We start from the raw sequence: 15372 nt of genomic DNA on the forward strand, positions 1-15372 counted from the left end.
TATAAACCGCGCCATTCAAGCAAGAGGATCCCGGACATGGAAGAAATCATCGAACAACTGCGTGAAGCCAACGAACCCGTGCCGGTTCCTTTGGAGTTGCCTGACGAAGATCTGCTGGTCGAAATCGAAGAACAACTGTTCATCGACATTCCGTTTGTCTTCAGAGAGTTTTTGCTGACCGTCAGCGATGTGGTTTATGGCAGCCTCGAACCGGTGACTGTCACCGACCCACAATCCCACACCTACTTGCCGGATGTTGCCGCCAACGCCTGGGATGCCGGTGTTGATCGCAGCCTGATTCCAATCTGTCAGGACGGCGACGACTACTACTGTGTCGAGGAGGATGGCACGGTGGTGCTGTGGCAGGCCGAAGAAGAGTTGATTGCCGAGGAAACCTGGGAATCGGTGTGGCACTGGGCGCGGGACGTCTGGCTGGAAAGCTGATCGCCAGCCGCCCCGGGTGGTCAATGCCCCGACGACTCCTTGTGGTTATCGAGGGTTTCCAGCAGCGCCACCTGCATCCGCGTGTGCACGCGGATGAACCAGCGCCAGAGCAGCGCCGCCACGGCGGCCGCGACCACGGCGATCAGTACCAGCAACTTGTTGGTCGGCAAAATACTGGCCGACAAGGCTGCCAACAACAGGAAAATCACCAGCAGCGAGAGAATCGGGATCACTTCGGAGATCACCCGGCGCACTCGCTGCGTGTGACGCCCGGCCATCTCCGGCTTCACGCCCATCTCAGCCAGCAGCATCGACAATGCCTTGAGCTTGCGATACGCCGCAATCAAAAACGGCAGCGAGACCAGCAACGCGCCGCCCCAGATCAACGCCTTCTGCCAGCTCGGATCGCTGATCCAGTCCTGTAGCCAGGCCGAGAGGCGTTCAGCGAAGAATGCCCCGCTAAAGAAGATCGCAATCACCAACGCCAGATTGACCCCGACCTGGAGCAAAATCTTGCGGATAATCGACGCCAGCATCGCGCCCTCGCCTTGCGGCTGGATACTGCGCAACCATTCACCGTACATGCCCAGCACACGACCGAGACGCTTGGGCACGGCCGCCGACAATTTGATCGACAGCGGATCGGCCGCGCGAATCAGATACGGTGTCAGCAGCGTGGTGATCACCGACACGGCGACAGCGACCGGATAGAGGAAGTTACTGGTGACCTGCAAGGTCATACCAAGCGCGGCGATGATGAAGGAAAATTCGCCAATCTGTGACAGCCCCATCCCGACGCGCAGTGAGGTGCGTCCGTCATTGCCGGCGATAAAGGCCCCGAGGCCGCAGGAGAACATCTTGCCGAGCACAACCGCCACGGTGATCACCGCAATCGGCCACGCATATTCGAGAAGAATCATCGGATCGAGCATCAGGCCGATGGCAACGAAGAAGATCGCACTGAACAGATCGCGAACCGGCTCGATCAGCCGCTCGATCTTCAGCAATTGCCGCGACTCGGCCATGATCGCGCCGATCAGGAACGCTCCGAGCACCATGCTGTATTCAAGCTTGACCACCAGCAGGCAAAAGCCGAAACACAGGCCCAGCACAGTGATCAACAGCATCTCGTTGCTTTCGAATTTGGCCACGTAAGCCAGCAAACGCGGCACCAGCAGAATGCCGATGACCAACGCGACGATCATGAACAGCGACAGCTTGCCGACCGTGGAAAACACTTCACCGGAGCTGACGGTACCGCTGACGGCAATGCTGGAAAGCAGCGCAATGATGCCGATACCGAGGATGTCTTCGACGATCAGCACGCCGAAGATCAACTGCGCAAAACGCTCATTCTTCATCTTCAGGTCATTGAGCGCCTTGACGATGATGGTGGTCGAGGAAATCGCCAGGATTGCGCCGAGGAACAGCGAGTCCATGGTGTTCCAGTCGAACCAGCGGCCGATTTCATAGCCGATCCAGATCATCAGGACGATTTCGAGGAACGCCGCAATAAACGCCGTGGCACCGACCTTGAACAACTTGCGCAGGCTGAACTCCAGCCCGAGGCAGAACATCAGGAAAATCACTCCAAGCTCAGCGAGGGTCTTGATGGTTTCTTCGTCGTGGATCAGGCCGAACGGCGGAGTGTGCGGGCCGATGATGAATCCGGCGACGATATAGCCGAGCACCACCGGCTGCTTGAAGCGATGAAACAACACGGTCACCACACCTGCGACCAACATGATCACTGCCAGATCCTGAATAAAACTGATGGCATGCATGGCGTGGGCTCCTTGAATGACAAGGCTCGCGGGCAGACGTCAGAAAAGTCTGGGCGAGCTAAGTAAAAATCCGCTTTTGATGTGGGAATTGCCCTTGAGGCGGGCTTTTGCAGGGTAACACCGCGACTTCCGGCTGGAAGGCGGTGCAATATATGGAAACAGATCGATTCCGGCGTGACGGCGGCGAGTCGCCCGGCGTCCCGATAACGGTGCTTTAGAAAAGCGACCAGGCACCCGCAGAGGTGCTTCCAGCAACCAGCCTTGATCCGTGAGAACGTTATGGAACCCGGAAACGCCCAGCTGTCGATGACGGTACTGATGACCCCCGACATGGCCAACTTCTCTGGCAATGTCCACGGCGGCACCCTGCTCAAATACCTCGACGAAGTGGCCTACGCCTGCGCGAGCCGCTATGCCGGCCGCTACGTGGTGACGTTGTCGGTGGATCAGGTGATTTTCCGCGAGCCGATCCATGTCGGCGAACTGGTGACCTTCCTCGCTTCGGTCAACTACACCGGTAACACGTCGATGGAAGTCGGCATCAAAGTGGTGACCGAAAACATCCGCGAACGCTCAGTGCGCCACACCAACAGCTGCTTCTTCACTATGGTCGCCGTGGATGACCAGCGTAAGCCGGCCGCCGTGCCGCCGCTGCAACCGCAGAACAGTGAAGACAAGCGCCGCTATATTCAGGCGCAGCAGCGCCGGCAGATTCGCCAGGAGCTGGAGAAGCGCTATCAGGAGATCAAGGGCGACGCCTGATCAGTCTTTGAATTGATGCTGTCTGAGCTTTAGCCTTCGCGAGCCAGCTCGCTCCCACACTGGATCTGTGGCGTACACAAAACCAAATGTGGGAGCGAGCTTGCTCGCGAATGGGGGCAGCGCGGTCTTACAGACTGATCGCGGTTGCCTCGAACTTCACCCGTGGATGCGCAATCCGGTCCTGCGCCCGCACCAGTTGCAACTCATAACTGGCGCACGCCTGAGTCTCCAGCAGCACCTCATGCACCGCCGCCGCGGTGAATTCGAACGCCGCCACCAGGCTATCGCCCAACAGTACCCGCGCCAGAAACAGGCCAGACGTCAGATCGCCCACGCCCACGGGCTGACGCGGAAACGCCAGCAGCGGACGGCGCAGATGCCAGCTGCCTTCGGCTGTCACCAGCAACATTTCAAAGCCATCGGCTGGTTTGCCCGGATAATCCAGATGCTTGACCAGCACCGCTTTCGGCCCGCGTGCCAACAGTGCCCGCGCCATCGCCAGGCAATCGAACAACGATTGCGGCTTGCGCCCGGAAAAGCTGTCCAGCTCCAACTGGTTCGGGCACATGATGTCCGCCACGGCCGCCGCCTCTTGCAGGAGGAAATCGCTGACCTCGGTCGGCACGCTGCAACCCTTCTCCGGATGGCCCATCACCGGATCACATAGATAAAGCGCTTTCGGATTGACCGACTTGATGCGTTCGACACCGCTGAGAATCGCCCGGCCTTGCGCCGCGCTACCGAGGTATCCGGACAGCACCGCATCGCAATTGCCCAGCTCGCCAATCGCAGCGATGCCTTCGACCAGCTCGGGAATCTGCTGCGGCGCCAACACTTCGCCGGCCCATTGGCCGTACTGGGTGTGGTTGGAAAACTGCACAGTGTTGAGCGGCCAGACATTGACCCCGACCCGTTGCATCGGAAAAACCGCGGCGCTGTTACCGGCGTGGCCGAACACCACATGAGACTGAATGGCGAGCAGATGAGGCGTACGTTTCATTCGGGTCATTCCGTAAAACGATTGAAATTCAAGCCGCGCAGTATGCGACGAAACGCAGCCTGTACGACAGACCGGCGACGCAGTTAAGCTGACGCTATCTTTTGGAGTTCGATGTTGATGCTGACCCTGGAAAACATCTTCGTGCTGATACTGTTCGCCGCTGCCGGCGCCTGGCTATGGCACAACCACGGCTTGCGCGAACGGGCGCTGGAGCGGGTCAAACAGCATTGCCTGAACGTGCGGGTCGAGTTGCTCGACGGCAACGTCGCGCTGAAGAAGATCGGGTTCATCAAGGACGCCAACGGTCGCCGACGACTGGCGCGGGTGTATAACTTTGAGTTCACCGTGACCGGCGAAACCCGCCATAACGGCACCATCACCCAGTTTGGCGCGCACAGTGCGCAGATCGAACTGGCGCCCTACCCGGCACCGTTCGACGACACGCCGCCGGTGGTTGAGGTGCACAAGCCTCGAGCGGAGGTCATCGAGCTAAGCCAGTGGCGCCAGGAACACACCAAGTGGAAGCCCTGACGGCCATGCAGGAGCAGCCGGAGGCTGCGATCTTTTGATCTAATCCGCCCGGCATCCCGACAATCCACGCTGCAACCCCTCAATATCCTGCGCCTCAGCAAAGATCAGCTCGATGCGCGAATCTTTGCGCCATTCACTGCTATGCCAAACCAACTCCGCATTCTCCGGCGCATTCGCCGAAACCCAGCCATCTGCGCAGTGGATAACCAGCTTCGCTCTCTTCCAATGAAGCCCGTTTAGCCAATCGGCGATCCGTGCCTTGTCGAACTTTTGCCCCGGATGCCAACGCCAACCGATACTCCAGCCACCCTCCTGGGCCTGACTCAAGCAGATCGGTATCGTCGGATCGCTCCAGATGGCCGGCATTTGTCCTGATCCCTTGGGCACGATCAGACTGTCCAAACCATTGACCGCTTGCGCAGCCAGGCCGGGAAGTTCGCTCAGGGACAGTTGCGCCTGTTGCGTCCATATCAGCCTGACTGGCGGCAACAGGCTGGTTATTTTCTGCCGTTCACTTTCAGCAAGGTTTTCCGCCTTGTTCAGCAGCAACAAACCCGCACCGGCCAACGCTTCCTGCTGAGCTGCCGGCAATGCTTTTCCAGCCCGGAGCGCCTGAGCATCCAGCACCAGAACACACGGCTGCAGCGCCAGCACACCGAGCCACGGCGCTTCATTCAATTGTTTAATCAACTGCGCCGGATGGCCCAACCCGGACGGTTCGATGAACAGCCGATCCGGCTTCGCCTTGCGCAACAACCGCCCGAGGCCGATCTGAAAAGGCGCGCCATTGACGCAGCACAGGCAGCCCCCGGCCACTTCGCCCAGTGCGATACCATCGGCATCACTCGCCAGCAGCGCGGCATCGAGGCCGATCTGGCCGAACTCGTTGATCAGCACCGCCCAGCGCTCGCCGGCCGACCGCTGAGCCATGAGCTGGCGAATCAGGCTGGTCTTGCCGGCACCCAAAGGGCCAGCAATGACATGGGTAGGAATGTTCTGCAACATGACCGTGAGCTTTCTTGGGGGATTCAAAAGATGCGTTGGATGGGATGGTCGTTGCTGTTGACGCTGCTGTCGAGCGAAGCGTGGGCTCAGGCCTGCGTAGTGCACAGTCAGGGCGAGCGGCTCGACGTCAAAGTCTGTCAGCAGAACCGCAATATTCCGCAGAAACTGTTCAACGACGGTTTCTGCCAGCCAACGCTGGCCGGACAGAAAGTCGAAGTGCAGTATGTCGATCAATGCCCGGGCGGAGCGTTCGGCGTGTGCAGCAACGCGCAAGTCGCCAATATGCCTTATCGCCAGGATATCCACTATTACGGCGTCGCCACTGATGCTGCATATCTGAAGCCGTACTGCGAAGGCCAGAGCCAGGGTTCGTGGCTCAAGCCTTGAGGCATCAGCCGAGCCAGTCGAGGGTCAGTATCAGGCGACGCTCGCCCGCGCCCGGTTGCGACGAGCGGTGAATCAGGCCGAAGCCTTCATTGCCATGCCATTTCTCGCCTTTCAACAGCGCCACGTCACCCCTTCCGAGTTGCTGGATGTGTATGTGCGGCTCGGCGTTGGCCTGCCCCAGTTGTTGTCGATCCATCGCGCCTTCCTTGAGCCATTGGCTGCCGACGCCGGCGTAGGTTGTGATCAGCCGCACCGGCACATGATCGACATGGAAGCGCGGGCACATGGCTTTATCCAGCAAGCGCAGGCGCAGGCCGATGCGCCGCGCACCGAGCAAGCAGGCGAAGGCGCTCACTAACCATTTCAGGTCGGCGAGGAAGCCCTCATAGCCTTCCAGATCGCGAAATCCTGAAGCCAGTCCGGTGAGATCAGGCTCCGCGTCCTCACTCGGCAACTCCAGGCACAACGACTCCGCCAGCGGTTCGTTGAGCGACAGAAGTAACTGGGCGAAATCGCTGATGTGCAACGGCAGTTGGCGTTGCCAGACGGCAAGATTGGTGTCGTCTTCGAGAATTCGCGTCAGCGCCTTCGGTGTCGGGCCTTGATGCTGGTGGCGCGTACGGTTCTGCTGCAGTTTAAGCGCGAGCATCAGGCGGCCTCCTCGTGCCAAGGACCGAACGGATCTGGCAACAATCGCCAGCCTTCGACACCGAGCGCCATTTCTTCATCGGTGAGCTGGCAAGCATCGAGTTCGGCAGAGAGCTCTAGGAAATCGATGTTCTGCCCGATGAACACCAGTTCCTGGCGGCAATCTCCTACGCTCGGCTCCCAGTTTTCCATGATGGCTGCGGTGCTTTCCTGATCTTGCGGCCATTGGTTTTTTGGCACAAAACGCCACCAGCGTCCGGCAAAACCGTGGCGCATCAATCCGCCGGCCTGCGACCAGCTACCGGCGTCGGTGGGTTTGCTCGCGAGCCAGAAGAAGCCTTTGGAGCGCAGCAGTTTGCCGTTCAGCCACGGACGATCGATGAAGCTGAAAAAGCGTTGCGGGTGAAACGGGCGACGCGCGCGGTACGCGGTTGAAGCGATGCCGTACTCGTCAGTTTCCGGCACGTGCTCACCGCGCAACTCCAGTAGCCAGCCTGGTGCTTGCGCGGCCCTTTCAAAGTCGAAACGACCGGTATTGAGGACTTTCTCCAGCGGCACCTCGCCCATCACCATCGGGATGATTTCGGCTTGGGCATTAAGGCGTTTGAGGATGGCGATCAGCTCTTCCCGCTCGCACTGGCTGATCAAGTCGATCTTGCTGATCAACAGCACGTCGGCGAATTCGATTTGTTCGATCAACAGGTCGGTGATGGAGCGTTCGTCTTCCTCGCCGAGAATCTCGCCCCGGGAGGCGAGGCTTTCCGCTGCCTGGTAGTCCGGCAGAAAATTCATACCGTCAACTACAGTGACCATAGTATCGAGGCGCGCGATGTCGGAGAGGCTTTGGCCCTGCTCATCACGGAAGGTAAAGGTTTCGGCCACGGGCAATGGTTCTGAGATTCCGGTGGATTCGATGAGCAAATAATCGAAGCGGCCCTCGCGAGCGAGTTTGCTGACTTCTTCGAGCAGATCTTCGCGTAACGTACAGCAGATACAGCCATTGCTCATTTCCACGATTTTTTCTTCTGCGCGGTTCAGGCTGACATCTCGCTGTACTTCGCTGCCATCGATATTGATCTCGCTCATATCATTGACGATGACGGCTACACGAAGTCCCTTGCGATTACGTAGTACGTAATTCAAAAGCGTACTCTTTCCAGCACCCAGAAATCCTGAAAGTACGGTGACGGGCAACTCGGCTGACATTGGATAATCCTCTTTAAATGGCAGCCGATTAGCGTTTTGCTTGCGCTTGGCGTTTTTATGTTTCATGCGAAGGGCTCGCTGAAAATAAACGCTTGAAATCGGCCCGCTCAGGCTCGGTTAGTATTTATGTTATAGTATAACAATGGATATAAACCAGCCCCCTCTTGTCCTGAACGACGAACCACAGGAAGCTGAGCGGAAACCACCCCGGAACTCGAAATGAAAACTGCGCTGAAATCTGCGTTGTTGAGCCTTGGATTGTTGATGATCGGCAACGCATCAGCTCAGGTACCGGCACTTGCGACCTGCACACGCAGCGCAAATCTGTTGGCCTGCGTCGATGCCGACGGCAACGCCTACAGTGTCAACACCGTCGGCAGCACGCTTTATCTGCGTGGATTTGAAAAAACTGGCCAGCGTTATTGGGCGCAAACCAACAGCCGTTTCGGCCAACTGACGTTCTTCACCGGCATTGCTTCTGACGGCGAAGCCTGGGTGGGCTACACCCGACGTGTTGGCTGGACGACGATCAATCGCTTCTCCAGTTCAGGCGGCAGCAGCGCAAAGTTCACCTGCAGCCGGATTACCGGATGTTAGACCTGTGCTTTTTGCTGCTCTTGCTGCCAGGCAAGGTAGCTGTCAACGGGAGGATTCTTTTCAAAATAGCGCTGCAATCCTTTAAACAACCCGTCTGCCACGGCTTGCTGATGCCGAGCGGTGACCAGACGCTGACTGTCGCGCACATTGGAAATGAAGCCGGTTTCCACCAGAATTGAAGGCACATCGGGTGATTTCAGTACTGCAAAACCCGCTTGCTCCACACGCTTCTGGTGCAGAGTGGTGATACCGGCAAGACTGCTCAGCACCGTGCTGCCAAGCTGCAAACTGGCGGCGATTGTCGCGTTCATCGACATGTCGAGAATCACCCCGGCGAGCATCGGATCCTTGTCCTTCAAATTGAGCAGACTTGTCGCACCGAGCAGGTCTGCACCATTCTCTCGCTGCGCCATGAAGCGCGCAGTCGCAGAAGTCGCGCCACCCTCGGACAAGCAATAAACCGATGCGCCAGAAGCGGTCAGGCGCGGCGCCGCGTCGGCATGTACCGAGATAAACATGTCGGCCTTGTGCTGCCTGGCGATCTCCACACGCTTGCGCAACGGAACGAAAAACTCGTCATTGCGCACCAGTTTTACGTCAAAGCCTTTCTCTTTTTTCAGGCGTTTAGCGAGCAACTGCGCGATGGAAAGCACTACATCTTTTTCCCGTTCGCCCTTGGCGCCAACCGCACCGGGGTCCTTGCCGCCATGTCCCGGGTCGACGACTACGATGATGTCGCGCTTCGGATGAGCACTAATCTGCGGTGTTTCACGTGGAACCTTTGGGGCTATTGCCATCGGTTTCGCGCTGACCAAATCCAGAACCAAGCGATGGCTTTGCCCATTCTGCGGCGCCAAAAGGAAACTATTCAGCAGCACGGGTTTGCTCAGGTCGAGAACAATCCTCGTATTTCCCAGACCAAACGGCCCGGATCGGATCGACCGTATAACCGAGCCATCTAGTGCCATCTGACTGAAATCTCCGCTCAAGCTAGCGCCACTCACGTCAATGATTAGCCGTTCCGGCGCACTGAGCGTGAAGGTCTTGTAGCGGACCGGGCCACTCAAATCGAACACCAACCGCAGCTTTTCCTCAGATCGCCAAAGTCGCGCCTGACGAATTTGCGTAGCCGATACGCTGAAGGGCAAAACGAAAGCAGCGCTGGCCAAAATCAGATTGAGCACCTGACGTCTGTGCATATGAAAACCCGTTCATGAAAAAGACATAGTGATTTGAATTGTTATAATGTAACATCGAATTGAATCACCATGATGGTCCCGAACATGAATTCGCTTTCACTCCCGGATATTGCTGCGCAGGCCACTCGCCAAGTTTTGCCACTCGAATGGGTAGGCATGCACGGCATCGCATTACCTGTTTTGTTGGAAGGCCAACACCTGAGTGCCAAGGCTGATGCTGGAGTGAATCTGGATGACGGCGAGGCGCGTGGCATTCACATGTCGCGGCTGTATTTGGCTCTGGAAGCGCTCGAACATGAGCGTCTGACACCCGCCCTTCTGCACCAGGTACTCAAGCGTTTTCTGGAAAGTCACGAAGGTTTATCCAACCGTGCTTACCTGAATATTCACACCGATCTGCTGATTAAAAGGCCTGCGTTAGTCAGTCCATTGGCTGGCTGGAAATCCTATCCAACGAGAATTTCGGCAAGCCTGAAAAGCAATATGTTCCACGTGGAACTGAAAATTGAAGTGCCCTACTCTTCCACTTGCCCTTGCTCCGCGGCTTTGGCGCGGCAGTTGATCCAGCAACAATTCATCAACGACTTCGCCAACAAAGGCCTTCAGCACGCCGACGTTCTGGCTTGGTTAGGCTCGACACACGGCATCGTTGCCACGCCTCACAGTCAGCGCAGCACCGCGCAACTGCATCTACATCTCGACGAGTTCATAGATGAGCTCCCATTGAGCGTGATCATCAATGACGCCGAAGCGGCCCTTGGCACCGCCGTACAGACCGCAGTGAAACGCGCGGACGAACAAGCCTTCGCCCTCGCCAACGGCCAGAACCTGATGTTCTGTGAAGACGCAGCGCGCCGTCTAAATCTGGCACTGCGTCGCACCCCGGGAGTCCGTGCATTCCATCTGCGAGTGATTCACGCCGAAAGCCTGCACGCCCATGACGCCATCGCCGAAAGCCACTGGCAGCGTGAGCAAGCATGATCCGCTGCCAATCGCTGAGTTGGGGCGCGCCCGGCCAACCACTGACTGCGCCACTGAGCCTCGAGCTCGACAGCGGCAGCCTGACGGCAATCATCGGCGCCAACGGCTGTGGCAAAAGCAGCCTGCTGAAAGTGATCGCCGGGCTGCAAAAACCATTGGCCGGCAATGTCGGCCTGAGTGTTCCACGTCAAAGCGGATTGTCCTTCCTGCCCCAGCAACAACATCTGGATCGTCAATTCCCCATCAGCCTCGAAGAACTGGTTGCCGCTGGTTTCTGGGGACGAAGACTATCGACCCAACTACGAAACCAGCGCCTGAAAGATGCACTGGCGAACTGGCACCTGAGTGGACTCGAGCATCGTCCCCTCATGGCTCTGTCCGGTGGCGAACTGCAACGCGCCCTGCTCGCTCGGCTGAGCCTGACCGACGCGCCCGTGCTGCTGCTCGACGAACCCCACGCCGCGCTCGATGAATCCGGTCAGCAGTTGCTCTGGCAGCACATCCACACCTGGCATGGTGAAGGGCGAACGCTGATCGTGGTGTGCCACGACCTTGCCGCCGTGCGCCAACACATACCACAAACCTTGCTGATCAAAAACAGCCAGTGCGTGTTCGGCGCGAGCGTCGAGCTGATCCAGCAAACACCTCGCACGCAGGTGGCCTAATGCTCGCCGTCGCCCACTTCTGGCAGCCGTTCAACGAGTTCGTGTTCATGCGCCGCGCCCTGCTCGGCGGCCTGGTACTCGCTTGCAGTACCGCACCGCTCGGCGTGTTCTTGATTCTGCGACGGATGAGCCTGATCGGTGATGCAGTGGCCCACGGCATACTTCCCGGCGCCGCACTGGGTTTCTGGTTTGCCGGACTCAGCCTGCCGGCACTGACGCTCGGCGGTCTCGGGGCCGGACTGAGCATGGCCGGCCTTGCCGCCTGGATCACCCGCCGCACTGGCCTGCGTGAAGACGCCAGCCTCGCCGCAATCTACCCAATATCCCTTGCCTGCGGCGTGCTGATTCTCGGCATCGCTGGCAAACGTCTCGACTTGCTTCACTTGCTGTTTGGCTCAGCATTGGCCGTCGACGGCCCAACCCTCACCGGAATGTTGTGGGTCTCGGCTTTCAGCCTGATTGCCATGGCGCTGATCTACAAACCACTGTTGCTCGACACCCTCGACCCTTTGTTCTTGAGAACCGTGAGCCGCCTCGGCCCACTCGCCCACGGCGTCTTCCTGACTCTGGTGGTACTCAATCTGGTGATCGGCTTCCAGGCCATCGGCGCCCTGATGGTGGTCGGACTGATGATGCTCCCCGCCGCAGCCTCACGATTCTGGAGCCGTCGTCTGCCGATCCTGATTGCGATCGCAGCCGTCATCGGATGCCTCTCGGTGTGGTTCGGCTTGCTGCTGTCGTTCTACTACTCGCTACCCAGCGGCCCGGCCATCGTGCTGGTCGCAGGCCTCGGCTATCTGTTGTCAGTGGTGTTCGGGCCGGTGCACGGTCTGTTGCGCCGCCCGCCTTTGCTCACGTCCCCATGAGGTGTTCCCCGATGCGCGCTCTACTCGTGTTGTTCAGCCTGATGCTGTCGATGTCATTGTCGGCGGCGGAAAAATTATCGGTAGTGACCAGCTTCAGCATTCTCGACGACATGGTTCATCAGGTCGGCGGCGAACATATCCAGATCACCAACATGGTCGGCCCGGACGCCGACGCGCACACCTACGAGCCGACACCGGACGATGCCAAAGCGTTGCTTGACGCAAAATTGATCATCAAAAACGGGCTCGGCTTCGAGCCTTGGCTGGACCGACTGGTGACCAGCACCGAGACCAAAGCCACAGTGGTCAGTGCCAGTCATGGCGTGATTCCGCGCTCACTGAATGAAGATGGCGAAACCGTTCCCGACCCGCACGCCTGGCACAATCTGGCGAACGCCGAGTTGTATATCGCCAATATCACCAATGCACTGATCGCTGCGGATCCCGCGAACAAAGCCGACTACGAACGCAACAGCAAAACCTACCTGAAGCAGATCTACGCCCTGCTCGCCGAAGCCAAAACCAGGCTCGGTGCGCTGCCACCGGGCAACCGCAAGATCGTCACCAGCCACGATGCCTTCGGTTATCTCGGCCAGGCGTACGGCATCGACTTTATGGCGCCGCAAGGTTTGTCCACCGAACGCGAACCCTCGGCCGCCGAAGTCGCTGCACTGATTACCCAGATTCGCCAGGCTCACGTCAAAGCGGTGTTCATGGAAAACATCAAAGACCCACGCCTGCTCAAACAGATCGCCGACGAAAGCGGCGCGCACGTGGGTGGCACGCTCTACTCAGATGCCCTCGCTGCCAGCGGCCCGGCCAGCACCTTCACCGGTCTGTTCGAATACAACCTCAACACTCTTTACAACGCGCTGAGCCAACCATGATCCGCTAGACCACGACTCGCATCGGAGGTGAAACGGCAAGCCATTCTGTCGCAGTGCGGATGGACGCCGTTTGCCAGACGCAGCTTTGGGCATCGGGTCAGTACAACGATTGTCTCGGAGCAGTTTGCGTGGCGGGAAGGTCGGGTGCATGAGGTGTCGAGGATTAGCACTATGGTTTATGCGCTTAACCCACAACCCAACTGTAGGTGCTGACGACTGAAACGGGGCTGCGATCTTTTGATCTGGTTTTTACAGTCAGGATCGAAAGATCGCAGCGTGCCGCAGCACCTGCATGGAACGCTTTAAGCCCGGGGTTTAACGGCGCCGCAATCCTGGCCCAGCCAGACTGCACGAGTTTCCAGACTGCCCTTCTGGTTGATTCCGATTGCGTTGAACGTGCCGTTGGCCACGGTGGTGAACTCACGATCACTCAGGAACGTCGCCACCCCGGTGCCCTGGGCTTTCGGGCAACTGAAACGGAATTTCCACTGGTTGCCCGTGCGCTCGGTGATCTGTTGTTTGCAGCCCGATTGCGGGTCGGCCAATGGAATATCGTTGGTTGCCACTTGCTCCGGCGTCAGACACGCCCGGATACCCTTGCCGCCGATATTGATGCCGTTTTTTTCCAGCGCCGCACGCTGTTGCGGGGTCATCTGGCCTTGCAGTTGGCCGAGGATCGATTGCACATCCATCGGCTGGTCATCGACCTTGACGTTGCTCGATGTCATTTCCCACAGCCCTGGCTGCAGCATCTGCGCCTGCGCAACCACCGGCAATGCCAAACCCAGGCCCAGCGCCAAACCCAGCAGACGAACGTTCATCGAAAAACTCCTGATCAGTAGTGGCCGTTAGACGTCGGCCGATTGCTTCGGTTCATGCACCAATTAAATAGCGACATTCGCAACAGAACATGGTCTGTTAAGCATTGAATCTTCCGGAGCAAGGCTGCCCCATGGATTATTTTGGACCGCACATTTTCGGTTATCTGATCGCCCTGATACACACCCTCGGCTTGATCGCCGCCGTTCACGCGGTGCTCACCGTGCGCACGGCTCAAGGCTCGATTGCCTGGGCATTGTCGCTGATCTTCATTCCCTATCTCACGCTTATTCCGTACCTGGTGTTCGGCCGCAGCACCTTTGATGGTTACATCAACGCGCGACGTCAGGCCAACGAACAGATGCGTCAGGCCATCTCCGAGTTGAACTGGCGCCCGTGGGTGGAGGAAGCACTGACGGCACGCGCCTCGAATGCCTACGCTTCGTTACGGGCGATGCCCAAACTTGGACGTATGCCTTGTCTGGCGAATAATGAAGTGCAATTGCTGGTAAACGGCACGGCCACCTTCGAGGCGATTTTCCAGGCCATCGATCAGGCGAAAGAAGCGGTGCTGATCCAGTTTTTCATCATTCACGATGATCGGCTCGGCCAGCGCCTGCGTGATCTGCTGCTGAAGAAAGCCGCCGAAGGCGTGGCGATTCATCTTCTCTACGACCGTATTGGCAGCCATGCCCTGCCCCACAGTTATGTGCAAGCGTTACGTGATGGCGGCGTTGAGGTCAAAGCCTTCGCGACGCGTAGCGGCTGGCTCAATCGCTTTCAGGTCAACTTTCGTAATCATCGCAAGATCGTCGTGGTCGACGGCGTGGTCGGCTTTGTCGGCGGGCATAACGTCGGCGATGAATACATGGGCGAAAACCCCCCGCTGGCGCCGTGGCGCGATACCCATGTGAAGGTCCGCGGCCCGGTGGTCGCGTGCATGCAGGAATCCTTTGCCGAGGACTGGTTCTGGGCCGCGCGAACTTTGCCTCCGCTGATACTGCCGGATGAATACCCGGACGACGGCGTGCTCTGCCAACTGCTCGCCAGCGGCCCGGCCGATGCTTACGAAACCTGCTCGCTGTTCTTTGTCGAAGCCATCCATGCGGCCACCGAACGCGTGTGGATCACCAGCCCTTACTTCATTCCCGACGAGGCTGTATTTGCCGCATTAAGGTTGGCGGTCTTACGCGGTGTCGATGTGCGCCTGCTGCTGCCGTCGCGTCCCGATCATCGCATCGTTTACGCCGCTTCCAGTCTCTACGCATTTGAAGCCGTGCGGGCCGGCGTGCGGGTGTTTCGCTACAAACCCGGTTTCCTTCATCAGAAAGTAGTGCTGATCGACAGCGAGATCAGCGCCATCGGCAGCGCCAATCTGGACAACCGTTCGTTCCGGTTGAATTTCGAAGTGATGCTGCTGACCGTCGACAGTGACTTCGCCGCCAGCGTGGAAAACATGCTCATCGCAGATTTCGACCAAGCCTACGAAGTTGACAAAGAAGAAAGCCGGGAAATCCACCGCCTGCAACAAGTCGGCATGCGGATCGCCCGGCTGATTTCGCCGATTCTCTGAAAGCCCTCTGCGATAAGG

At 58.3% G+C, this 15372-nt stretch carries 17 protein-coding genes and 1 pseudogene; 11 read left to right on the forward strand and 7 right to left on the reverse strand.

What is annotated here, in order from left to right; genetic code table 11:
• The first annotated feature begins 36 nt into the window (after positions 1-36).
• Positions 37-444 (forward strand): SMI1/KNR4 family protein, encoded by a 408-nt coding sequence (locus tag P3G59_RS29110; protein WP_003187120.1) that lies wholly within the window; start codon positions 37-39, stop codon positions 442-444.
• 20 nt (positions 445-464) lie between these two features.
• On the opposite strand, the gene P3G59_RS29115 is transcribed toward P3G59_RS29110, so the two are convergent.
• The gene (locus P3G59_RS29115) at positions 465-2228 is read right to left on the reverse strand and encodes a cation:proton antiporter (protein ID WP_277759908.1); all 1764 of its coding nucleotides are present in this window, start codon (positions 2226-2228) and stop codon (positions 465-467) included.
• Positions 2229-2507: 279 nt separating this feature from the next.
• Here P3G59_RS29115 and P3G59_RS29120 point away from each other — a divergent pair, with 279 nt between their 5' ends.
• Positions 2508-2990 carry an acyl-CoA thioesterase gene (locus P3G59_RS29120; protein WP_145593770.1) on the forward strand — a complete coding sequence of 161 codons (483 nt, stop codon included), beginning with the start codon at positions 2508-2510 and terminating at the stop codon, positions 2988-2990.
• A 127-nt stretch (positions 2991-3117) separates the two neighbouring features.
• Here P3G59_RS29120 and pdxY read toward each other — a convergent pair whose 3' ends face one another.
• Positions 3118-3990, reverse strand: coding sequence for a pyridoxal kinase PdxY (gene pdxY / locus P3G59_RS29125; RefSeq protein ID WP_277759909.1), 873 nt, complete (start codon positions 3988-3990; stop codon positions 3118-3120).
• 117 nt (positions 3991-4107) lie between these two features.
• Here pdxY and P3G59_RS29130 point away from each other — a divergent pair, with 117 nt between their 5' ends.
• Positions 4108-4521, forward strand: coding sequence for a DUF3301 domain-containing protein (locus tag P3G59_RS29130; protein WP_026000521.1), 414 nt, complete (start codon positions 4108-4110; stop codon positions 4519-4521).
• Between the two features lie 39 nt (positions 4522-4560).
• Here P3G59_RS29130 and P3G59_RS29135 read toward each other — a convergent pair whose 3' ends face one another.
• A complete protein-coding gene (locus P3G59_RS29135; RefSeq protein WP_277759910.1) occupies positions 4561-5526 on the reverse strand; it encodes a CobW family GTP-binding protein in 966 nt (321 codons plus the stop codon).
• 30 nt (positions 5527-5556) lie between these two features.
• On the opposite strand from P3G59_RS29135, the gene P3G59_RS29140 reads away from it, so the two are divergent.
• A complete protein-coding gene (locus P3G59_RS29140) occupies positions 5557-5913 on the forward strand; it encodes an NADH:ubiquinone oxidoreductase (protein ID WP_277759911.1) in 357 nt (118 codons plus the stop codon).
• Between the two features lie 4 nt (positions 5914-5917).
• On the opposite strand, the gene P3G59_RS29145 is transcribed toward P3G59_RS29140, so the two are convergent.
• The gene (locus P3G59_RS29145; RefSeq protein ID WP_277759912.1) at positions 5918-6562 is read right to left on the reverse strand and encodes a DUF1826 domain-containing protein; all 645 of its coding nucleotides are present in this window, start codon (positions 6560-6562) and stop codon (positions 5918-5920) included.
• Positions 6562-7767 carry a zinc metallochaperone GTPase ZigA gene (gene zigA / locus P3G59_RS29150; protein ID WP_277762218.1) on the reverse strand — a complete coding sequence of 402 codons (1206 nt, stop codon included), beginning with the start codon at positions 7765-7767 and terminating at the stop codon, positions 6562-6564. The genes P3G59_RS29145 and zigA overlap by 1 nt, the downstream gene beginning before the upstream one ends.
• A 219-nt stretch (positions 7768-7986) precedes the next feature.
• Between zigA and P3G59_RS29155 the strand changes: the two genes are divergently transcribed.
• On the forward strand, positions 7987-8364 hold the full coding sequence (locus tag P3G59_RS29155) for a glutamine synthetase (protein ID WP_277759913.1): 378 nt from the start codon (positions 7987-7989) through the stop codon (positions 8362-8364).
• Here the strand turns inward: P3G59_RS29155 and P3G59_RS29160 are convergent.
• The gene (locus tag P3G59_RS29160) at positions 8361-9563 is read right to left on the reverse strand and encodes an N-acetylmuramoyl-L-alanine amidase (RefSeq protein ID WP_277759914.1); all 1203 of its coding nucleotides are present in this window, start codon (positions 9561-9563) and stop codon (positions 8361-8363) included. The genes P3G59_RS29155 and P3G59_RS29160 overlap by 4 nt on opposite strands.
• An 84-nt stretch (positions 9564-9647) precedes the next feature.
• On the opposite strand from P3G59_RS29160, the gene folE2 reads away from it, so the two are divergent.
• The 5 genes and pseudogenes from folE2 to P3G59_RS29485 all read left to right on the forward strand — a co-directional run.
• Positions 9648-10544 (forward strand): GTP cyclohydrolase FolE2, encoded by an 897-nt coding sequence (folE2, locus tag P3G59_RS29165; protein ID WP_277759915.1) that lies wholly within the window; start codon positions 9648-9650, stop codon positions 10542-10544.
• Entirely contained in the window at positions 10541-11209 is a 669-nt protein-coding gene (locus P3G59_RS29170) for an ATP-binding cassette domain-containing protein (protein WP_277759916.1), read from the forward strand. Before folE2 ends, P3G59_RS29170 begins: the two co-directional genes overlap by 4 nt.
• Complete coding sequence (locus P3G59_RS29175; RefSeq protein ID WP_277759917.1) at positions 11209-12075, forward strand: metal ABC transporter permease; 867 nt, start codon at positions 11209-11211, stop codon at positions 12073-12075. The genes P3G59_RS29170 and P3G59_RS29175 overlap by 1 nt, the downstream gene beginning before the upstream one ends.
• Before the next feature lie 11 nt (positions 12076-12086).
• Entirely contained in the window at positions 12087-12962 is an 876-nt protein-coding gene (locus tag P3G59_RS29180) for a metal ABC transporter substrate-binding protein (protein ID WP_277759918.1), read from the forward strand.
• Positions 12963-12989: 27 nt separating this feature from the next.
• Positions 12990-13182: pseudogene (locus P3G59_RS29485) on the forward strand (hypothetical protein); the annotation flags it as partial.
• Positions 13183-13264: 82 nt separating this feature from the next.
• Here P3G59_RS29485 and P3G59_RS29185 read toward each other — a convergent pair.
• Complete coding sequence (locus P3G59_RS29185; protein WP_007912033.1) at positions 13265-13783, reverse strand: DUF3617 domain-containing protein; 519 nt, start codon at positions 13781-13783, stop codon at positions 13265-13267.
• 131 nt (positions 13784-13914) lie between these two features.
• Here P3G59_RS29185 and cls point away from each other — a divergent pair, with 131 nt between their 5' ends.
• Entirely contained in the window at positions 13915-15354 is a 1440-nt protein-coding gene (gene cls, locus P3G59_RS29190) for a cardiolipin synthase (RefSeq protein ID WP_277759919.1), read from the forward strand.
• The last annotated feature ends 18 nt before the right edge of the window (positions 15355-15372 follow it).

Origin of the sequence: Pseudomonas sp. A34-9 (assembly GCF_029543085.1) — a bacterium.
Taxonomy (GTDB): Bacteria; Pseudomonadota; Gammaproteobacteria; order Pseudomonadales; family Pseudomonadaceae; genus Aquipseudomonas.